The 20410-nt window shown below is 73.4% G+C and carries 15 protein-coding genes; 7 read left to right on the plus strand and 8 right to left on the minus strand.

Translation table 11 applies throughout. The features are described 5' to 3' along the window. The first annotated feature begins 101 nt into the window (after positions 1–101). From DQ244_RS04840 to DQ244_RS19290, 4 genes are all read left to right on the plus strand, one after another. Positions 102–1244, plus strand: a complete 1143-nt coding sequence (locus DQ244_RS04840; protein ID WP_113810250.1) for an acyl-CoA dehydrogenase family protein — start codon at positions 102–104, stop codon at positions 1242–1244. A gap of 66 nt (positions 1245–1310) precedes the next feature. Further along, positions 1311–2525 (plus strand): acetyl-CoA C-acetyltransferase, encoded by a 1215-nt coding sequence (locus DQ244_RS04845; protein WP_113810251.1) that lies wholly within the window; start codon positions 1311–1313, stop codon positions 2523–2525. 10 nt (positions 2526–2535) lie between these two features. After that, positions 2536–4686, plus strand: coding sequence for a 3-hydroxyacyl-CoA dehydrogenase NAD-binding domain-containing protein (locus DQ244_RS04850; protein ID WP_113810252.1), 2151 nt, complete (start codon positions 2536–2538; stop codon positions 4684–4686). Positions 4687–4763: 77 nt separating this feature from the next. After that, positions 4764–5309 carry a TetR/AcrR family transcriptional regulator gene (locus DQ244_RS19290; protein WP_158544462.1) on the plus strand — a complete coding sequence of 182 codons (546 nt, stop codon included), beginning with the start codon at positions 4764–4766 and terminating at the stop codon, positions 5307–5309. Between the two features lie 13 nt (positions 5310–5322). Here the strand turns inward: DQ244_RS19290 and DQ244_RS04860 are convergent, their stop codons facing one another. Then, positions 5323–6486, minus strand: a complete 1164-nt coding sequence (locus DQ244_RS04860) for an acyl-CoA dehydrogenase family protein (protein ID WP_113810254.1) — start codon at positions 6484–6486, stop codon at positions 5323–5325. 154 nt (positions 6487–6640) lie between these two features. Here DQ244_RS04860 and DQ244_RS04865 point away from each other — a divergent pair, with 154 nt between their 5' ends. Continuing rightward, entirely contained in the window at positions 6641–7276 is a 636-nt protein-coding gene (locus DQ244_RS04865) for a TetR/AcrR family transcriptional regulator (RefSeq protein ID WP_113810255.1), read from the plus strand. Positions 7277–7378: 102 nt separating this feature from the next. Here the strand turns inward: DQ244_RS04865 and DQ244_RS04870 are convergent, their stop codons facing one another. Genes DQ244_RS04870 through DQ244_RS04900 form a run of 7 tightly spaced genes read right to left on the minus strand, consistent with a single transcriptional unit; the run spans position 7379 to position 17066 of the window. Then, complete coding sequence (locus DQ244_RS04870; protein ID WP_113810256.1) at positions 7379–8140, minus strand: enoyl-CoA hydratase-related protein; 762 nt, start codon at positions 8138–8140, stop codon at positions 7379–7381. Continuing rightward, positions 8133–9734 (minus strand): class I adenylate-forming enzyme family protein, encoded by a 1602-nt coding sequence (locus DQ244_RS04875; RefSeq protein WP_113810257.1) that lies wholly within the window; start codon positions 9732–9734, stop codon positions 8133–8135. The genes DQ244_RS04870 and DQ244_RS04875 overlap by 8 nt, the downstream gene beginning before the upstream one ends. Continuing rightward, positions 9724–11757 (minus strand): biotin carboxylase N-terminal domain-containing protein, encoded by a 2034-nt coding sequence (locus tag DQ244_RS04880; RefSeq protein ID WP_233491172.1) that lies wholly within the window; start codon positions 11755–11757, stop codon positions 9724–9726. Before DQ244_RS04880 ends, DQ244_RS04875 begins: the two co-directional genes overlap by 11 nt. Then, positions 11754–13349, minus strand: coding sequence for an acyl-CoA carboxylase subunit beta (locus DQ244_RS04885; protein WP_113810259.1), 1596 nt, complete (start codon positions 13347–13349; stop codon positions 11754–11756). The genes DQ244_RS04880 and DQ244_RS04885 overlap by 4 nt, the downstream gene beginning before the upstream one ends. Further along, positions 13346–15121, minus strand: coding sequence for an acyclic terpene utilization AtuA family protein (locus tag DQ244_RS04890; protein WP_113810260.1), 1776 nt, complete (start codon positions 15119–15121; stop codon positions 13346–13348). Before DQ244_RS04890 ends, DQ244_RS04885 begins: the two co-directional genes overlap by 4 nt. After that, positions 15118–15927, minus strand: coding sequence for a TIGR03084 family metal-binding protein (locus DQ244_RS04895; protein WP_113810261.1), 810 nt, complete (start codon positions 15925–15927; stop codon positions 15118–15120). The genes DQ244_RS04890 and DQ244_RS04895 overlap by 4 nt, the downstream gene beginning before the upstream one ends. Next, positions 15924–17066, minus strand: coding sequence for an acyl-CoA dehydrogenase family protein (locus tag DQ244_RS04900; protein ID WP_113810262.1), 1143 nt, complete (start codon positions 17064–17066; stop codon positions 15924–15926). Before DQ244_RS04900 ends, DQ244_RS04895 begins: the two co-directional genes overlap by 4 nt. 113 nt (positions 17067–17179) lie before the next feature. Here DQ244_RS04900 and DQ244_RS04905 point away from each other — a divergent pair, with 113 nt between their 5' ends. Then, positions 17180–18658 carry an NAD(P)/FAD-dependent oxidoreductase gene (locus tag DQ244_RS04905; RefSeq protein ID WP_113810263.1) on the plus strand — a complete coding sequence of 493 codons (1479 nt, stop codon included), beginning with the start codon at positions 17180–17182 and terminating at the stop codon, positions 18656–18658. After that, complete coding sequence (locus DQ244_RS04910) at positions 18651–20372, plus strand: GMC family oxidoreductase (protein WP_113810264.1); 1722 nt, start codon at positions 18651–18653, stop codon at positions 20370–20372. The genes DQ244_RS04905 and DQ244_RS04910 overlap by 8 nt, the downstream gene beginning before the upstream one ends. The last annotated feature ends 38 nt before the right edge of the window (positions 20373–20410 follow it).

The following is a 20410-nucleotide window of genomic DNA, read 5'->3' on the forward strand; positions in this document are numbered from 1 at the left end:
CGGTGTGACGCAGATCGCGAAGATACAGAACAGATGGTCTGTATGTTCGGGTTTCCGGCGCGGGGTGATGGCCGGAGCTCTCCGAACCCCAGGGGGTACCAGTGCAGTCCGCTCTCTACGAGGCCGAGCACGAGGCGTTCCGCGCGATGGTGCGCGACTTCCTCGCCAAGGAGGTCGTCCCGCACAACGCGAGCTGGGAGGAGGCGGGCATCGTCGACCGGGCCGTCTGGCTCAAGGCCGGCGAGCAGGGCCTGCTCGGCATGGAGGTGCCGGAGGAGTTCGGCGGCGGCGGGGTCAAGGACTTCCGCTACAACGCGATCCTGGCCGCGGAGATCACCCGGGTCGGCGCCAGCGGGCTCGGCTTCACGCTGCACAACGACGTCATCGCGCCGTACATGCTCGACCTCACCACCGACGAGCAGAAGCAGCGCTGGCTGCCGAAGTTCGTCAGCGGCGAGCTGATCACCGCGATCGCGATGACCGAGCCGGGTGCCGGCTCCGACCTGCAGGGCCTGCAGACCACGGCCCGCCGCGACGGCGACTCCTGGGTGCTCAACGGCTCCAAGACCTTCATCACCAACGGCATCAACGCCGATCTCGTCATCGTCGTCGCCAAGACCGACCCCGAGGCCGGCGCCCGTGGGTTCTCGCTGCTGGTCGTCGAGCGCGGGATGCCCGGTTTCGAGCGCGGCCGCAACCTGGACAAGATCGGCCTCAAGGCGCAGGACACCGCCGAGCTGTTCTTCGACGACGTCCGCGTGCCGGCCGAGAACCTGCTCGGCACCGAGGGCCACGGCTTCTTCCACCTGATGAACAACCTGCCCCAGGAGCGGCTCTCCATCGCCGCCGTCGCCGTGGCCGCCGCCCGCATCGTCCTCGACCGCACGGTCGAGTACTGCAAGGAGCGCACCGCCTTCGGCAAGCCGATCGGCAAGTTCCAGAACACCCGGTTCGAGCTCGCCGAGATGCACACCGAGGTCTCGATCGCCGAGACCTACCTGGAGAAGGCGGTCCTCGAGCACAACGCCGGCCGGTTCACCGCCGAGGACGCGGCCATGGCCAAGTGGTGGACGACGGAGCTGCAGAAGCGCGTCGTCGACCGGTGCCTGCAGCTGCACGGCGGCTACGGCTACATGCTCGAGTACCCGGTCGCCAAGGCCTACCTCGACTCCCGCATCCAGACCATCTACGGCGGGACGACCGAGATCATGAAGGAGATCGTCGGCCGCTCCCTCGGCGTCTGAGAACGTCCCCCGCTCCTTCAGGGCCGATATGGCCAGTTTGGCCCTTTTTCCATCGAGAGGACACGTATGACCGCCGAGGCGTTCATCTACGACGCCGTGCGCACCCCGCGCGGCAAGGGCAAGAAGACCGGGGGGCTGCACTCGGTCAAGCCGATCAGCCTGACCACCGGGCTCATCGACGCGGTCCGCGACCGCAACCCCGGCCTGGACACCGACCTGGTCGACGACATCGTGCTGGGCGTCGTGTCGCCGGTGGGCGAGCAGGGCGCGGTCATCGCGCGGACCGCGGCGCTGGCCGCGGGCCTGCCCGACACGGTCGCCGGTGTGCAGATCAACCGGTTCTGTGCCTCCGGCCTCGAAGCCGTGAACCTGGCCGCCCAGAAGGTCCGCTCCGGCTTCGAGGACCTGGTGCTCGCCGGCGGCGTCGAGTCGATGTCGCGGGTGCCCATGGGTTCCGACGGCGGCGCCTGGCCGATGGACCCGGAGACCGCCGCGCGCACCGGCTTCGTGCCCCAGGGCATCGGTGCCGACCTGATCGCCACGCTGGCCGGCTGGAGCCGGGAGGACGTCGACGCCTACGCCGCCGAGTCCCACGCCCGCGCCGCCAAGGCCTGGTCGAACGGGTACTTCGACCGCTCGGTCGTGCCGGTGACCGACCGGAACGGCACCGTCGTGCTCGACGCCGACGAGCTCGTCCGCCCGGGCACGACCGTCGAGTCCCTCGCCGGCCTGCCGTCCGCGTTCGCCGGGATCGGCGACATGGGCGGCTTCGACGCCGTGGCGCTGAACAAGTACCACTCGGTCGAGCGGATCGACCACGTGCACACCGCCGGCAACTCCAGCGGCATCGTCGACGGCGCCGCGCTGACCGTCATCGGCACCGAGGAGGCCGGCACCCGCAACGGGCTGACCCCGCGGGCCCGCATCCTGAGCACCGCCGTCTCCGGCGCCGACCCGGTGATCATGCTGACCGGCCCGGCGCCGGCCACCTTCAAGGCGCTGGCCAAGGCCGGTCTCACCGTCGACGACATCGACCTGGTCGAGATGAACGAGGCGTTCGCCGCCGTCGTCCTGCGGTTCATGGCCGACACCGGCTTCGACCACGAGCAGGTCAACGTCAACGGTGGCGCGATCTCGATGGGGCACCCGCTGGGTGCCACCGGCGCGATGATCCTGGGCTCGCTCGTCGACGAGCTCGAGCGGCGCGACCTGCGGTACGGCCTGGCCACCCTGTGCGTCGGCGGCGGGATGGGCATCGCCACCGTCGTCGAGCGAGTCTGAGGAGTCCTTCGTGTCTGACAGCACCATCCGCTGGGAGTCCGACGCCGACGGCGTCGTCGTCCTCACCCTCGACGACCCGTCGTCGTCGGCCAACACCATGAACGACGCCTACGTGCGCTCGATGGCCGAGGTCGTCGACCGGCTCGAGGCCGGGAAGGAGCAGGTGCGCGGCGTCGTCGTCACCAGCGCGAAGAAGACCTTCTTCGCCGGCGGCAACCTCGGCAGCCTGATCCAGGCCGGCCCGGAGTCGAAGGACGACGTCCTCGCCCAGGTCACCCTGGTCAAGTCCCAGCTGCGCCGGCTGGAGACCCTGGGTGTGCCGGTCGCCGCGGCGATCAACGGCGCCGCCCTCGGCGGTGGCCTGGAGATCGCCCTGGCCTGCCACCACCGCGTCGTCCTCGACGACCCGAAGGTGAAGCTCGGCCTGCCCGAGGTGACCCTCGGCCTGCTGCCCGGCGGCGGTGGCGTCGTGCGCACCGTGCGCCTGCTCGGCCTGACGACGGCGCTGCTGGAGCTGCTCCTGCAGGGGCAGCAGCTGCGGCCGGAGAAGGCGCTGAAGCTGGGGCTGGTGCACGAGCTCGCCGCCGACCGCGACGAGCTGGTGGCCAAGGCACGCGCCTGGGTGCTGGCGAACCCCGACGCCGCCCAGCCCTGGGACACCAAGGGCTACAAGGTGCCCGGCGGCACGCCGTCCACCCCGTCGCTGGCTTCGACCCTGCCGGCGTTCCCGGCGAACCTGACCAAGCAGCTCAAGGGAGCGCCCTACCCGGCGCCGTACGCGATCCTGTCCGCGGCGGTGGAGAGCCTGCAGGTCGACGTCGACACCGCGTTCACCGTCGAGGGCCGCTACTTCGTCGACCTGGTCACCGGCCAGATCTCGACGAACATGATCCAGGCGCTGTGGTTCGACCTCAACGCCATCAACGGCGGCGCCTCCCGTCCGTCCGGCCCGGAGGCGCACGCCGCGAGCAAGGTCGGCGTGCTGGGCGCGGGGATGATGGGCGCCGGCATCGCGCACTCCTTCGCCAAGGTCGGCGTCGAGGTCGTGCTCAAGGACGTGAGCACCGAGGCGGCCCAGAAGGGCAAGGCGCACGTCGAGGGGCTCGTCGGCAAGCAGGTCTCGCGTGGGCGGATGAGCCAGGAGAAGGCCGACGCCTTCCTCGCCCGCATCACCCCCACCGGCGACGCCGCCGACCTCGCCGGCTGCGACGTGATCGTGGAGGCGGTGTTCGAGGACACTGCGCTCAAGCACCGGGTGCTCAGCGAGGCCGAGGCCGCCGCCCTGCCGGACGCGCTGCTGGCGTCCAACACCTCGACCCTGCCCATCACCGGGCTGGCCGAGGGAGTGCAGCGGCCCGCCGACGTGGTGGGCATGCACTTCTTCTCGCCGGTGGACAAGATGCCGCTGGTCGAGCTGATCGTGGGGGAGCGGACCTCCGACGAGGCGCTCGCCCGGGCCTACGACGTCGTCCGGCAGATCGGCAAGACGCCGATCGTGGTGCAGGACAGCCGCGGCTTCTTCACCAGCCGGGTGTTCGGCACCCTCGTGCTCGAGGGCGCCGCGCTGCTGGCCGAGGGTCTGGCGCCGATGAGCATCGAGCGGGCGGCGCTGCAGGCCGGCTTCCCGGCCGGACCGCTCACCCTGCTCGACGAGGTCACCCTCACCCTGCCCCTGAAGATCCGCGACGAGGCGGCGAAGGCGGGCGCCACCGACGACCACCCGGGCATCGCCGTCCTCCGGGCGCTGGTCGAGCAGGGCCGCACCGGCAAGTCCGCCGGGAAGGGCTTCTTCGACTGGCAGCCGGAGAAGCGGGTGTGGCCGGGCCTCACCGAGCTCTTCCCGAGTTCGGATGCGGTGCCCTTCACCGACGCGCAGGAGCGGCTGCTGTTCGTCATGGCGGTGGAGACGGCGCGCTGCGTCGAGGAGAAGGTCCTCAACTCGGTGGAGGACGCCAACATCGGCTCGATCATGGGCATCGGCTTCCCGCCCCTCTACGGCGGCGTGCTGCAGTACGTCGACCAGTACGCGGGCGGGGTCGCCGGGTTCGTGGCGCGGGCCGACGAGCTGGCCGACCGCTACGGCGAGCGCTTCCGCCCGCCGGCGATCCTGCTCGAGCGGGCCGTCCCGGCCGGCAGCGTCCGGGCCGCGGTGGCGGGCTGACCGTCATCGCCGGAACCACCCGCTCGCCGCTCCGCCGCACCCAGGCGGAGCGGCGGGCGGGCACCCGCGACGCGCTGGTGCGGGCGACCGTCGAGGCGCTGGTCGAGCTCGGCTACGCGGGCACCACCACGAGCGAGGTGCAGCGCCGCGCCGGGGTGTCCCGGGGGGCGCTCACGCACCACTTCACGTCGAAGGCCGAGCTGGTGCTGGCCGCCGTCGACCACCTCTACGAGGAGTTCAGCGCCGGCGTGCGGCGGGCCGCCGCCGACCTGCCGGCCGACTCAGCGCTGCGCATCCGGCCCGGCGTCGAGGTGATCTGGGAGCGCTTCCACGGCCCGCTGTTCGTGGCCGCGATGGAGCTGTGGAACGCGGCCCGCACCGATCCGGAGCTGCGCGCGGCGCTCTTCCCGCACGAGCGCCGGCTCAACGTGCAGCTGCGCGCGCTGTCGATGGAGGTGTTCGGCGAGCGGGTGGCCCGGCACCCCCGGGCCGAGGCGGTCTACCAGGTGCTGCTCACCTCGATGCGCGGGCAGGCGCTCACCTACGCGCTGCAACCGGACGCGCCCCGCTCCGGCCCGCACCTGGAGCACTGGGTGACGATCGTCGAGGCCTTCACCGCCTGATCTCGGCCAGGGGTCAGGCGAGCAGGAGCTTGGAGATGACCTCGTTCATGATCTCGTTCGTCCCGCCGCCGATGCCGAGGATCCGCGCGTCCCGGTAGTGGCGCTCCACCTCGGACTCGCGCATGTAGCCCGTACCGCCGTGGATCTGCACGGCCGCGTCCACGACGAAGTCGCAGGCGTAGACGGCCGTGTTCTTGGCCATGGAGACCTCGGTGATCACGTCCTCGCCGGCCACGTGCCGCTGCAGGACGGCGCGGGTGTAGGTGCGGGCGACGTCGACCTGGCGCGCCATCTCGGCGAGCTTGTGCCGGATGACCTGGCGCCCGGTCAGCGGCCGGCCGAAGGTCTCCCGCTCGCGCGCCCACGCCAGGGCCAGGTCCAGGCAGCGCGCGGCGGTGGCGTAGGCCTGCACCGCCAGGCTCAGCCGCTCGGCCTGGAACTGCCGCATGATCTGCACGAACCCGCTGTCCTCCGGGCCGACCAGGTTGGTCACGGGCACGCGGACGTCGACGAACGAGAGCTCGGCGGTGTCCGAGCAGCGCCAGCCCATCTTGTCCAGCCGCCGGGACACGGTGAAGCCGGGGGAGTCGGTGTCGACGACGAGCAGCGAGACGCCGCCGTAGCCCGCACCGCCGGTGCGCACGGCCGTGGTGACGAAGTCGGCGCGGACGCCGCTGGTGATGAAGGTCTTCGCCCCGTCGACGACGTAGGAGTCGCCGTCGCGAACCGCCCGGGTGCGCAGCTGCGCCACGTCGGATCCGGCGTCGGGCTCGCTGACGCCGAGGGATCCGATCAGCTCCCCGGCCAGCGTGGGCCGCACGTAGCGCTCGACCAGGTCGGCCGATCCGCTGCCCACGATGTGGGGGAGGGCGATGCCGTGGGTGAACAGCGCGGCCACCACGCCGCTGGACCCACCGCCGAGCAGCACCTCCTCGGTGACGATCGCAGAGTCGATGGAGTCGCCGCCTCCGCCGCCGACCTCCTCGGGGAACCCGACGCCGAGGAGCCCGACCGCGGCGGCCTTCCGGTGCAGCTCGCGGGGCAGCTCCCCGGCCGCCTCCCACGCGGGCAGGTGCGGGGCGATCTCGCGGCGCACGAAGTCCCGGGCCAGCTGCCGCAGGGCGACGCGCTCCGGCGTGCGCCACGGGTCGGCCGGCGCTCCGGGGTGGTTCTCCACTGGCCGCTCTCCGCTCGCCGTGGCTCCCCGTCCCGGGTGGGGCGGAGCGCCGATCCGTGTGCTGCGTCCCGGAGTCTGCGCATACTTGACAGGGTCGTCAACTACCGCCGGTGTGCGAAGCTGCGCGGGTCCTGACCGGCCAGAGAGGAGCCCGATGGCAGCCCCCGGGCAGGAGCAGGTGCCGACCACGGACAGAGGACGGCGCACGCGCGCCGCCCTGCTGCAGGCGGGTCGGGAGCTCTTCGAGGAGCGCGGGTTCGCCGACGTGCGGATCGACCACGTGGCCGAGCGCGCCGGCGTCTCGCACGGCACCTTCTACACCTGGTTCGACTCCAAGGAGTCGCTGTTCCGGCAGCTCGTCGCGGACGTGGTCGCCGAGGTCTTCGCCGCCACCGTGGTCGGCGACCGGCTGCCGCCCGAGGCCGCCTACGAGCGGATCGAGGCGGCCAACCGGCTGTACCTGGTGGCGGTCACGCGGCACGCGCGCATCCTGCGGGTCCTGGACTCCCTGGCCGACACCCGCGAGGAGTTCCGCCGGCTGCGGGTCGACGTCCGCGAGGGTTTCGTCCGCCGGGGCATGGAGGGCCTGGTCCGGCTGCAGGAGCTGGGGTTGGCCGACCGGTCCTTGCCACCGCGCGCCGTCTCCAGCGCCCTGGGCGCGATGGTCGAGGCGTTCGCGCACCTCTGGCAGGACCCGGTCGAGGACCTGGACGAGGACGCCGCCGTCGACGTCCTCACCCGGTTGTGGGCCGGGGCGATCGGCCTGCCCCGCTCGTCCTGGCCCGACTGACCTCAGCCGACGAGAGGCACTGTGCGCGGGCGGCGCCTTCCCGACGTTGGGACGCGCCGCCGGCGCACATCGCTCCAGGCGACCCCTCGCTCCGGGCTGACCTCAGCCCGGCTGCGCCCAGGCGGGCGGGCGCTTCTCCAGCAGCGCCGCGATGCCCTCGCGGGCCTCCGCCGAGGCGAACCGCTCGGCCGACAGCGCCGCCATCCGGCGGAAGTCCTCGGCGAGGTCCTCCCCGGGCAGGTCCCGCAGCAGCTGCTTGGTGACGGCGAGCGCCTCGGGCGCACCGCCGGCGAGCTGTGCCACCAGCTCGTCCACGGTGGCGTCGAGGGCCTCCTCGGACACCGCCCGGTCGAGCAGCCCGGCCGCACGGGCGCGCTCGCCGTCGAACGGCTGGCCGGTGAGGAAGAGCTCCCGGGCGGCCCGCGGGTCCATCCGTCGCAGCACCGGGACGGCGATGATCGCCGGGGCGACGCCGATGCGGACCTCGCTGAACCCGAACGTCGCCGTCGTCAGGCCCACGGCGAGGTCGCAGGCCGCGATGAGCCCGAGGCCGCCGGCCCGGGCGGCGCCGTTGACCCGGGCGACCACCGGCTTGGGCCCCTCGATGAGCAGCGTGAGGATCTCGGGCAGGTTGACGACCGGCCGCACGCCGGTGCGCTCCTCCTTGAGGTCGGCGCCGGAGCAGAACACCGGTCCCGCACCGGTGAGGACGACGACGCGCACGGCCGGATCGTCCATCGCGTCGGTGAGCGCGGCGTGCAGCTGCTCGAGCAGAGCGGCGGACAGGGCGTTGCGGTTGGCCGGGGAGTCCAGGGTCAGGACGGCGGCCGGCCCGCGCCGCTCGGCGCGCACCAGCTCAGGCACGGAACTCGTCCCGCAGCTCGTGCTTCTGGATCTTCCCCGTCGCCGTCTTCGGCAGCCCGACGCGCACGTCGATCCGCTTGGGCACCTGGAACCCGGCGAGGTGCTGCCGGCAGTGCGCGAGCAGCCGCTCGGTCAGCTCCGCGGGGTGGACACCGGGGTCGGCCGGCACGACGACGCCGGTGACGGCCTCGCCCCAGCGGTCGTCCGGGACGCCGATGACCGCGGCCTCGACGATCTCCGGCGAGGCGAGCAGCACCCGCTCCACCTCGACCGAGGAGACGTTCTCGCCGCCGCTCTTCACCATGTCCTTGACCCGGTCGGTGAACCAGACGACGCCCTCGTCGTCGAGATGGCCGACGTCGCCGCTGTGGAACCAGCCGTGCGCGAAGGCGGCGGTGTTGGCCTCGGCGTTGTTCCAGTAGCCGCTCATCACGTGCGGGCCGCGGTAGACGATCTCGCCGGTGCCGCCGGCCGGGACCAGCTCGCCGGCGGCATCCATGATCCGGGTGTCGACGGTGACGGTGGACGGGCCCCAGGACGCCGCCTTGGTGGTCTGGTGCGAGGGCCACTGGAACACCGTGGCCGGCACGCACTCGGTCTGGCCCGACCCGAGCAGCACCCTCGCGTTCGGGAACGCGGCGGCGATCTCGGTGATCCGCTCCTGCGGCATCGGGGCCATGGCGTAGATGGCGAGCTGGACCGACGAGAGGTCCCGGGTCCTGATCCCGGGCGAGGCCAGCAGCGCGGCGTACATCATCGGCAGGAGCATGAGGTGGGTGGCCGAGCGCTTCTCGACCACCTCGAGGAAGCCCTCGGGGTCGAAGCCGCGGGGGAGCACCGCGGTCCCGCCGGTCAGCAGGATCGGCAGGAGGAGCGTGTCCAGCGCGGTGGTGTGGAACAGCGGCAGCACGATCGGCATCACCGAGAACTCGTCACCGCGGCGGTGACCGACCTGCAGCGCGTTGCTCAGCACGCCGACGTGCACGGCGAGGTGGCTGGTGAGCACGCCCTTGGGCCGGGCGGTCGTGCCCGAGGTGTAGAGGCAGTGCACCGTGTCGCGGTCCTCGACCACCACGCGCACCGGGGTGGGGTCGACCGCGACGTCGTCCCAGCGCCGCACCGGGCGGCCGGCGACCTGCTCCGGCACCTGGTCGCCGGTCACGACCACCGTGGTGATCTGCGGCAGGTTCGGGAGCACGGCCTCCAGCAGCGGGACGAACGGGGCATCGGCGACGACGGTGCGGGTGCCGGAGTCCGAGAGGATCCAGCCGATGTCCTCGGGCGCGAGCATCAGGTTCACCGGCAGGGCGACCAGGCCGGCCTTGGCGCAGCCGAAGAAGCTGGCGGCGAAGCGCCAGGAGTTGCCCAGCAGGAACGCCACCGGCTCCTGGTGCTGCACGCCGGCGTCGAGCAGACCGCGCCCGAACGCCTCGGCGGCGGCGTCCAGCCGGCCGTAGCTGATCTCCTCCTCGCCGTCGACGATCGCGGTGCGGTCGGCGAACAGCTGGGTGGAGCGGGTCAGCAGGTCGCCCACGGAGAACCTGGTGGCCAGGTTCAGCTCGAGGGGGTCGACCCCGGACAGGTCAGGACGCATCGCTGCTCTCCTCGCTGGTCTCCGCGACGACCACCGCGAGCGTCGCGCCCGTCTCCACCTGCGCGCCGACGGCGACGTGCAGGGACTGCACCACCCCGGCGGCGGGTGCCACCACCGGGTGCTCCATCTTCATGGCCTCCAGCACCAGGACCAGCTGTCCTGCCTCGACCCGATCGCCCTCGGCGACGGCCACCCGGGTCACCGCGCCGGGCATGGCGGCGGTGAGCGAGCCGGGCGCCACCGAGGCCGTCGGCTCCGGGAAGCGCGGCAGCTCGGTCAGCGTCGTCGAGCCGTCGGGCCCGTCGACGTAGGACCGGTCGCCGTCGAGGTGCACCTCGTAGCTGCCGCGCAGCCCGTCGGCCTCCACCTCCAGGCGGACCCTGGGCCCGTCCACCGTGGTGCGGAGGACCGTCAGCTCCACCGGCTCCCCGTCGACGTCGGCGGTGACCCCGGTCCGGTCCAGCCGGTAGCGCACCGTGCTGCCGTCGAACGCGGTGGTCTGCGGAGCGGTCGGGTTGTTCCGCCAGCCCGACGGCAGGCCGGCCAGCACCGGCGCGGCCGCCCGGCGCAGGGCCGCACCGGCGAGCGCGGCCACGACGGCGTGCACCCGGCGACCGGCCTCGTCGACCAGCGGAGCGGCCAGGGTGTCCAGGCCGTGCCGGTCCAGGAACGCGGTGTCGGTCTCCCCGGCCAGGAAGGCCTCGCTGCGCAGCACCCGCACCAGCAGGTCGCGGTTGGTGGTCAGGCCGTGGAGGCGGGCCCGGGTGAGCGCGCCGGCCAGCGCGAGCGCGGCCGACGAGCGGTCCGGCGCCCAGGCGATGACCTTGGCGAGCATCGGGTCGTAGTGCACCCCCACCTCACCGCCGGGGGCCACGCCGCTGTCCACCCGGATGCCGGCGCCGGCGGGCAGGGCGAACTCCGCGTCCGTGGGGATCGCGAAGTCGGCCAGCCGGCCCGACTGGGGCAGCCAGTCGCGGGCCGGGTCCTCGGCGTAGAGGCGCACCTCGATCGCCGACCCGGTCAGGGTGGGCGCGAGCGCCTGCGCGGGCAGCGGGCGTCCCGCGGCGACGTCGAACTGCAGCCGCACCAGGTCGAGGCCGGTGACCGCCTCGGTGACCGGGTGCTCCACCTGCAGCCGCGTGTTCATCTCCAGGAAGAAGAACTCGCCGGAGTCGTCGAGCAGGAACTCCACGGTGCCCGCACCGAGGTAGTCGATGGCGCGCGCCGCGGTGACGGCCGCCTCCTGCAGCCGCGCGCGCAGCTCCGGGCCTACGGCGGGCGACGGCGCCTCCTCGACGACCTTCTGGTGCCGGCGCTGGATCGAGCACTCGCGCTCGAACAGGGCCACGGTGGAGCCGTGCCGGTCGCCGAACACCTGCACCTCGATGTGCCGGGGGCGCTCGACCAGCCGCTCGAGGAACACCGTGCCGTCGCCGAACGCCGACGCCGCCTCGCGACCGGCGCCCTCGACCGCTTCGGCGAGCTCTCCCGGCCCGCGGACGGCGCGCATGCCGCGACCACCGCCGCCGAACGAGGCCTTGACCAGCAGCGGGTAGCCCACCTCGGCGCCGGCCTTCGCCAGGGTGTCGCCGGAGAGCCCGGTCGCGTCGATGCTGGGCAGCGTGGGCACGCCGGCCTGCCGCATGAGCTCCTTGGCGGCGAGCTTGCTGCCCATCGCCTCGACCGCTTCGGGGCTCGGCCCGACGTAGACCAGGCCGGCCTCGGCCACGGCGCGGGCGAACCCGGCGTTCTCCGAGAGGAAGCCGTAGCCGGGGTGCACGCAGTCGGCACCCGCCTTGACCGCGGCGGCCACCACGAGGTCAGCCCGCAGGTAGGTCTCGGCCGGGGAGTTGCCGGGCAGCCGGACGGCGACGTCGGCGTCGGCGACGAAGGGCGCGTCGGCATCGGCGTCGGAGTGCACCGCCACCGTCCGCAGCCCCATGGCGCGGGCGGTGGCGAACACGCGGCGGGCGATCTCGCCGCGGTTGGCGACGAGCACGCAGGTCAGGTTCCGGGCGGTCACAGCCGGAACACCCCCCATCCGTCGTGCAGGCCTTGCACGGGCGCGTTGTGGATGGCCGAGAGGGCCAGCCCGAGGACGGTGCGGGTGTCGCGCGGGTCGATGATCCCGTCGTCGTAGAGCCGCCCGGAGAGGAACAGCGCCAGCGACTCGGCCTCGATCTGCTGCTCCACCGCGGCCCTCATCAGCGCCGCGGACTCCTCGTCGTAATCGCGGCCGCGGGCCTGGGCGCTGGCCCGGCCGACGATGTCGAGCACGCCGGCGAGCTGCGCCGCCCCCATGACCGCGCTCTTCGCGTTGGGCCAGGTGAACAGGAAGCGGGGGTCGTAGGCGCGGCCGCACATGCCGTAGTTGCCGGCGCCGTAGGAGGCGCCGATGTTCACGGTGAGGTGCGGGACGGCGCTGTTGGAGACCGCGTTGATCATCTGCGAGCCGGCCTTGATGATCCCGTCCTGCTCGTACTCGGTGCCCACCATGTAGCCGGTGGTGTTCTGCAGGAACAGCAGCGGGGTGTCGGTCTGGTTGGCCAGCTGGATGAACTGGGCGGCCTTCTCGGCGTCCTGCCGGAACAGCACGCCCCGGGCGTTGGCCAGCACGCCGATCGGGTAGCCGTGGATGCTCGCCCAGCCGGTGACCAGCGAGGTGCCGTACAGCGGCTTGTGCTCGTCGAACCGGCTGCCGTCGACGATGCGGGCGAGCACGTCGCGCGGGTCCAGCGGCTGGCGGAGGTCGGCCGGCGCCAGGTCGAGCAGCTCCTCGGGGTCGTGCAGCGGCGGATCGGCCGGGCGGGAGGGGCCCGGGCTGCGCTTGCGCCAGTTGAGGTTGCGCACGATCTGCCGGCCCAGCCGGATCGCGTCGAGCTCGTCCACGGCGAGGTGGTCGGCGCTCCCGGAGATGCGGGCGTGCATCGAGGCCCCGCCGAGCGACTCCTCGTCGGCGTCCTCGCCGGTCGCCATCTTCACCAGCGGTGGCCCGGCCAGGAACACCTTGCTGCGCCCGTCGATCATCACCACGTGGTCGCTCATGCCGGGCACGTAGGCGCCCCCGGCCGTGCTGTTGCCGAAGACCAGGGAGATCGTGGGGATGCCCTGCGCCGACAGCCGGGTGAGGTTGCGGAAGCCGCGGCCGCCCGGGATGAAGATCTCCGACTGGGTGGGCAGGTCCGCGCCGCCGGACTCGACCAGGCTGAGGAACGGCAGCCGGTTGGTCTCGGCGATGTCGTGCGCGCGGCCGGCCTTGCGCAGCGTGTAGGGGTTGGACGTGCCGCCGCGCACCGTCGGGTCGTTGGCGGAGATCATCACCTCCACGCCCTCGACCACGCCGATGCCGGTGACCGTGCTGGCGCCGACCGGGAAGTCGGTGCCCCAGGCCGCGTAGGGCGAGAGCTCGAGGAACGGGCTGTCGCGGTCCAGCAGCAGCTCGATCCGCTCCCGCACGGTCAGCTTGCCGCGCTTCCGGTGCCGGGCCAGCGCGCTCTCGCCGCCGCCGGCGTTGGCCAGGCCGCGCTGCTCCTCGAGCTCGGCCAGCCGTTCCAGCAGCGCCGCGCGATTGCTCGCGGCGCGGTCGGTCGTTCCTTCGTGCTGCAGGACTGTCATGCGCCCACCTCCGGGGGCAGCAGGCGCACCGGGACGTCGACCACGCGAGAGCGCAGCCACTCGCCCACGGCCTTGGCCTGGGGGTCGAACCGGGTGCCCGCGGCGACGCCGTCGCCGAGCAGCCCGGGCAGCTGGAAGAGCAGCGCGCGCAGCCCCGGGAGGAGCTCGCGGGTGACGGGCAGCCGGGCGGCCTCCGGGAGCAGCGCGCACAGCCGGTCGGCGGTGAGGAAGCCGGCCAGCCAGGCGTAGCCCTCGTCGCTGCGCGCGTAGACGCCGAGGGTGGCCGCGCCACCCTTGTCGCCGCTGCGCGCTCCGGCGACCCGGCCCAGAGGCATCCGGCGGGTCGCGCCGTCGTCGGTCCACGCCGGCGCCTCGACGGGATCGGGTGCCGGGGTGGAGGTGCCGGACGGTGCGGAGGAGGGGATGGTCTCCGTCGTCCCGTCCGGGAGGCCTACCACCTGCGGCACCTCGGCGGCCGGCACCCAGGCCGCGGAGTAGACGCCGTAGGGCGAGGGGCTGGGCGGGGCGGCCGTGGCGTGGAAGCCCGGGATGCTGGCCAGCCCGAGCTCGATGACCGGCACGGTGAAGCCCTTGCCGACCTTGCGGCGGTCGCGGTCCTTGACCGTGACGTGCAGCAGCGCGGCGGCCTCCTCCTGCACGCCGGCGTCGGGGGAGTCGGTGCGGGCGAGCGCCACCCGGACCTCCTCGACACCGGCCAGCGCCGGCGCGAGCTGCCGCTGCAGCAGCTCCGCCTTCCGCTCGACGTCCAGGCCGGTCAGCGGCAGCGTCATGGAGTTGCGGAAGCCGCCCAGGCGGTTGACCGCCACCTTGAGGTGCTCCCCGGCCGGCATGCCCCGGGCGCCGGAGATCTCGACCCGGTCCGGGCCGGCCTGGCGCAGCCGGAGGGTGTCGAACCGGGTGACGACGTCGGGCCCGCCGTAGGAGGAACCGGTGAGCTCGTAGAGCAGCTGCTCGGTGACCGTCTCCACGGTGACCGCGCCGCCGGTGCCGGCGTGCTTGGTGATGACCGAGGAGCCGTCGGCGGCGATCTCGGCCAGCGGGAAGCCGATCCGGTCCAGCGCCGCGGGGTCGGCGTCGAGCAGCTCGGCGAAGAAGCTGAAGTTGCCGCCGGTGGCCTGCGCGCCGCACTCGAGCACGTGCCCGGCGACGGTCGCCCCGGCCAGCGCGTCCAGGTCGCCGGCGCCCCAGCCGTGGTGCCACGCAGCCGGCCCGACCACCAGGCTGGCGTCGGTCACCCGCCCGGTCACGACGACGTCGGCCCCTGCCTCCAGCGCGCGCACGATGCCCCGGCAGCCGAGGTAGGCGTTGGCGGTGAGCGCGTCCGTGACGTCCCGGTCGCCGGGGGCGCGGTCGCCGCCGCGCAGCAGGCCGCCGGCGGTGAGGTCGCCGACCCGGGGGAGCAGGTCGTCACCGCTCACCGTCGCCACCCGCACCGCGAGCCCGAGGCGCTGCCCCAGCTCGGTGACGGCGGCGGCGAGCCCCTGCGGGTTGAGCCCGCCGGCGTTGCTGACGATCCGCACCCCGCGCTCCAGCGCGGTGCCGAGGCACTCCTCGAGCTGGGAGAGGAAGGTGCGGGCGTACCCGGCGGTGGGGTCGTCCGCCTTCTGCCGGCCGAGGATGAGCATGGTCAGCTCGGCGAGGTAGTCACCGGTGAGGACGTCGACCTCGCCGCCCTCGAGCATCTCGCGCATGGCGCTGTGCCGGTCGCCGTAGAAGCCGGACACGTTGGCGACGCGCAGCGGCGCGCTCACGACCGAGCCCCGAGCGGCTCGCGCCCGGCGCCGGGTGGGCCGGCGAAGGCCTGGGCGATGCCCATCCACTCCTCGGCCGCGGCCCCGCTCACCCGCAGGTCGACGTCGTCGCGGTGCCGGCGCTGGGTCACCAGCAGGCAGAAGCCGAGCGCGGAACCGCGGACCACGTCGTCGGCGTCCGCCGGCCCCCAGGTCCAGGTGTCGCCGTCGGGGCCGTCCAGCTCGACGCGGACCAGCTGCTCGGGCACGGCGAGGCCGCGCACGAGGTAGGAGAACGTGCGGGCGCGGACGCCGATCTCGGCGACCGACCGCAGCCGCGCGGTCGGTGCCCGGTCCTGGCCGAGCGCGTCCACGACGTCCTGCCCGTGCGCCCAGGTCTCCATCAGGCGCGCGGTGACGAACGACGCGGGGCTCATCGGCGGGCCGAACCACGGCACCCGCACCCCCGGGTCGACCGCCCGCAGCGCGTCGGCGAGGGCGTCGCGCCCGATCCGCCAGGAGGTCAGCACGTCCTGCGGGGGAGTGGCCCGCCCCTCCTCCGTCAGCTGCTCGACGTAGCCGAGCACCTCGGCGCCGAGGCGGGACAGCAGCGCGCCGAAGCCCTCGGGGTCGGTGACGGCCAGCAGCGCGTCCCGGTCGAAGAAGCGCAGGTGGTTGATCGTGTCGCGGACGTCCCAGCCGGCCGCCGGGGTGGGGGTGGCCCAGGCGGCGTCGTCCAGCGGTGCGACGCGGGCGTCGAGGTCGGCGGACTCCGCGGCGAGGTCGTCGACCAGGGTGCCGAGCAGCGCGGCGCGGGCCTCGCTCACGCGAACCCGTCCATCCGGGCCAGCACCTGCAGCATCACCTCGTCGGCGCCACCGCCGATCGAGGCCAGCCGGCTGTCCCGGAAGAACCGGGCGGTCCAGGTCTCCTCCATGTAGCCCATGCCGCCGTGGAACTGCAGGCACGTGTCGGCCACCTCGCGCAGCAACCGCCCGGCGGTCAGCTTGGCGACGGTCGCCTGCCGGGTGGTGTCCTCGCCTGCGAGGTAGGACTCGGCGCAGGCGTAGTTGTGCGACTGGAGCAGGTCGACCTGCGCCGAGAGCTCGGCCAGCCGGAAGGCCAGGTACTGGCTCCTCATCAGCGGGCCGCCGAAGGCCTCGCGCTGCTTGAGGTAGCCGGCGGTGCGCTCGATCGCGTGGCGGCAGCTGCCGACAGCCCCGTACGCGGCGAACATGCGCTCGACCACGAACTGCGCCATCTGCTGCTGGAAGCCGCGGCCGATCGAGCCGATGGTGTTGGACACCGGCACCCGCACGTCCTCGAAGTACAGCTCCGCGGTGTCCGACGAGCGGTTGCCGAGCTTGTCCAGCTTCCGCGAGACGGAGAAGCCGGGCGTCGTCGTCTCCACGATGATCTGGCTCATCCCGCGGTGGCCGCCCTCGTCGGAGGTGCGCGCCAGCAGGCACAGCCAGTCGGCCTGGGTGCCGTTGGTGATGTACAGCTTGCTGCCGTTGATCACCCAGTCGTCGCCGTCGCGGACAGCCTTCGTCCGCAGCCCGGCGACGTCGGACCCGGCGCCGGCCTCGGTGACCGCGATGGAGGCCACGGCGGTGCCGCGGATCGCGGGCTCCAGGTACCGGCGCTTGAGGTCCTCGCTGCCGAACTCGTGCAGCGAGGGGGTGGCCATCATCGTCTGGACGCCGATCGCCATCGGCACACCGGCGCAGCCCGACCGGTGCAGCTCCTCGCACAGGATCACCGAGAAGAGGTGGTCGGCGCCCTGGCCGCCGTACTCGGGGTCGTACTCCAGCCCGAGCAGGCCGAGCTCGCCGAGCTTCGGGAACAGCTCGTGCGCCGGGAAGATCCCGGCCCGCTCCCAGTCGTCGACGTGCGGGGCGATCTCCTTCTCGACGACGTCGCGGACCACCTTGCGGAAGTCGTCGTGCTCACTGGTGAAACGCATGCGGGACCCCCTGCGGATCGACCCGGCAGCGGGTCGGCGCGGAACTTGACGACATCGTCAGGTCTATCAGGGAAGTGTGACCCGCACAACGATCCAGCGGTTAGGGTGCCGCCGTGACGAGCGTGGCCATCATCGGCAGCGGGTTCGGCGGCATCGCGGCCGCGGTGCGCCTCAAGGAGGCCGGGGTCACCGACCTCGTGCTGTTCGAGAAGAGCTCGGACGTCGGCGGCGTCTGGCGGGAGAACACCTATCCGGGCGCGGCCTGCGACGTGCCGTCCCACCTGTACTCGCTGTCCTTCGCCCCGAAGCCGGACTGGTCGCGCCGGTTCGCGCCGCAGGCGGAGATCCACGCCTACCTCCGCGACGTCGCCCGGGACTTCGATGTCCTCCGGCACATCCGGTTCGGCGCCGAGGTGCTCACCGCGGTCTTCGACGAGCAGGCCGCGCGCTGGCGGCTGACCCTGGCCGGTGGGGAGGAGCACGAGGCCGACGTCCTGATCACCGCGACCGGGCAGCTCAGCCGGCCGAGCCGGCCCGACGTCCCGGGCCTCGACCGCTTCGAGGGGACCCTGTTCCACTCGGCGCAGTGGGACCACGACCACGACCTCACCGGCGAGCGGGTCGCGGTGCTCGGCACCGGCGCCAGCGCCATCCAGTTCGTGCCGGCCATCGCGCCGCGGACGGCCTCCCTCACCGTGTTCCAGCGGTCGGCGCCCTACGTGCTGCCCAAGCCCGACCGCGCCTACCGGGCCCGGGCGAAGAAGGCGTTCGCCCGGGTGCCCGGGCTGCTGCGCCTGTCCCGGGAGGCCAACTACGTCTCCAACGAGCTGCGCACGCTCGGCTTCAACACCGAGCCCCGGCTGCTCTTCGCCCACCGGGCCGCCTACCGCAGGCACCTGGCGAGCGCCGTCGCCGACCCGGTGCTGCGCGAGAAGCTCACCCCCACCGATCCGATGGGCTGCAAGCGCATCCTCATGTCCAACGACTGGTACACCGCGCTCCAGCTGCCCCACGTCGAGGTGGTCACCGACCGGATCACCGAGGTGCGCCCGCACTCGGTCGTCACCGCCGACGGCGCCGAGCGCGAGGTCGACACGATCGTCCTGGGCACCGGGTTCGCCGCGACGGAGTTCCTCGCGCCGATCCGGTTCACCGGCCGCGACGGGCGCGACCTGCACGAGCAGTGGGCCGACGGCGCCAGCGCCTACCTGGGCACCGTCGTCCCGGGCTTCCCGAACCTGTTCGTGCTCTACGGGCCGAACACCAACCTCGGCCACAACTCGATCATCTTCATGCTCGAGGCCCAGGTGCGGTGGGTCGTGCAGGCGGTGCGCCACCTGCAGCAGGGACGCAGCCGGTGGCTCGAGGTGCGCGGCGACGTCGCCGAGGCCTTCGACGCCTGGGTGCAGCAGCGGGTGCGCGGCACCGTGTTCGCCGGCGGCTGCCGCAGCTGGTACCTGACCGAGAGCGGCCGCAACACGCAGAACTGGCCGGCGTCCACGCTCACCTTCCGGCGCCGGCTGCACCGGCTGCGCCCGGAGGACTTCGCGCCGGCCCCGGCCGCCGTCCCGGTGGGAGGTCCCCGTGGCTGAGCACGTCGACGTCGTCGTCGTCGGCAGCGGGTTCGGCGGCAGCACCGCGGCGCTCCGGCTGTCGGAGAAGGGCTACCGGGTCGCGGTCCTCGAGGCCGGCCGCCGGTTCGCCGACGACGAGCTGCCGCGGACCTCCTGGGACCTGCGCCGCTACCTGTGGGCGCCGCAGCTCGGCTGCTACGGGGTGCAGCGCATCCACCTGCTGCCCGACGTGCTGGTGATGGCCGGCGCCGGGGTCGGGGGCGGCTCGCTCAACTACGCCAACACGCTCTACAAGCCGCCGAGCGCCTACTTCCGGGACCCGCAGTGGGCCGGCATCACCGACTGGGAGGCCGAGCTCGCGCCGTACTACGAGCAGGCGAGCCGGATGCTCGGCGTCACGACCAACCCGACCACGACGGCCGCCGACGAGGTGTTCCGCGAGGTGGCGGAGGAGATGGGCGTGGCCGGCAGCTTCGTCTCCACGCCGGTCGGCGTCTTCTACGGGGAGCCCGGCGTGACGGTGCCGGATCCCTACTTCGGCGGGGCCGGGCCCGAGCGCACCGGCTGCACCGAGTGCGGGTCGTGCATGACCGGCTGCCGGGTGGGTGGCAAGAACACGCTGGTGAAGAACTACCTGCACCTGGCCGAGCGGGCCGGGGCGGTGGTGCACCCGCTGACGACGGTGACCGCGGTGCGCCCCCGGCCGGGCGGTGGCTGGGAGGTCGAGACCGTGCGCAGCGGCTCCTGGGGGCTCCGTCGGCGGGTGCGCCGGTGGACCTGCGACCAGGTGGTGCTGGCGGCGGGGACCTACGGGACCCAGCGGCTGCTGCACGCCATGCGCGACGGCGGCACGCTGCCGGACCTCTCGCCGCGACTGGGGCACCAGACCCGCACGAACTCCGAGGCGGTGCTGGCGGCGACCGGCCGGCGCGGGGGACCGGTGGACTACAGCCGCGGGGTCGCCATCACCTCCTCCTTCCACCTGGACGACCACACCCACCTGGAGCCGGTGCGGTACGGCCGGGGCAGCAACGCGATCGGACTGCTGCAGACGGTGCTCGTCGACGGGGGCGGCCGGCTGCCGCGCTGGCTGAAGGCGCTCGGGGTGGTCGCGCGGAACCCGGCGGCCTTCGTGCGGCTGCTGTCGGTGCGGGGGTGGTCGGAGCGGACGGTCATCGCGCTGGTCATGCAGAGCCGGGACAACAGCATCGTGGTGTCGGGGCGGCGGTCCCGGTTCGGGCGGCGGCTGACCAGCCGACCCGGCCCGGGGGAGCCGAACCCGACCTGGATCCCCGGCGGGCACGAGGCCGTGCGGCGGATCGCGGCCAAGATCGGCGGCGACCCCGGCGGGGCGCTCACCGACCTGGTCGACATCCCGATGACCGCGCACTTCCTGGGCGGATGTGCGATCGGTGCGACCGCGGACACCGGCGTCGTCGACCCCTACCACCGGGTGCACGGCTACCCGGGGCTGTCGGTGGTCGACGGTTCGGCGGTCTCGGCCAACCTCGGGGTCAACCCGTCGCTGACCATCACCGCGCAGGCCGAGCGGGCCACCGCGCTGTGGCCGAACAAGGGGCAGCGCGACCCGCGTCCGGCGCCGGGGGAGGCCTACCGCCCGGTGGCCCCCGTCCCGCCCCTGTCGCCGGTCGTGCCGGCCTCGGCCCCGGGGGCGCTGCGGCTGCCGCTGACCGTCGTCTCCCGGGTAGCGGACCGGGCTGGTTCAGCATGATCGTTGTACTGGATACAGCGTCGGGGCTGCCGATAGAT

Source organism: Blastococcus sp. TBT05-19 (assembly GCF_003319095.1).
In the GTDB taxonomy this organism is placed as follows: domain Bacteria; phylum Actinomycetota; class Actinomycetes; order Mycobacteriales; family Geodermatophilaceae; genus Blastococcus.

Excerpts from the sequence above, each read along its gene's own strand:
- DQ244_RS04865 (WP_113810255.1), top strand. The coding sequence starts at position 6,641 with ATGGCAGCCCCCGGGCAGGAGCAGGTGCCGACCACGGACAGAGGACGG.
- DQ244_RS04885 (WP_113810259.1), bottom strand. The coding sequence starts at position 13,349 with ATGACAGTCCTGCAGCACGAAGGAACGACCGACCGCGCCGCGAGCAAT.
- DQ244_RS04900 (WP_113810262.1), bottom strand. The coding sequence starts at position 17,066 with ATGCGTTTCACCAGTGAGCACGACGACTTCCGCAAGGTGGTCCGCGAC.
- DQ244_RS04845 (WP_113810251.1), top strand. The coding sequence starts at position 1,311 with ATGACCGCCGAGGCGTTCATCTACGACGCCGTGCGCACCCCGCGCGGC.
- DQ244_RS04875 (WP_113810257.1), bottom strand. The coding sequence starts at position 9,734 with ATGCGTCCTGACCTGTCCGGGGTCGACCCCCTCGAGCTGAACCTGGCC.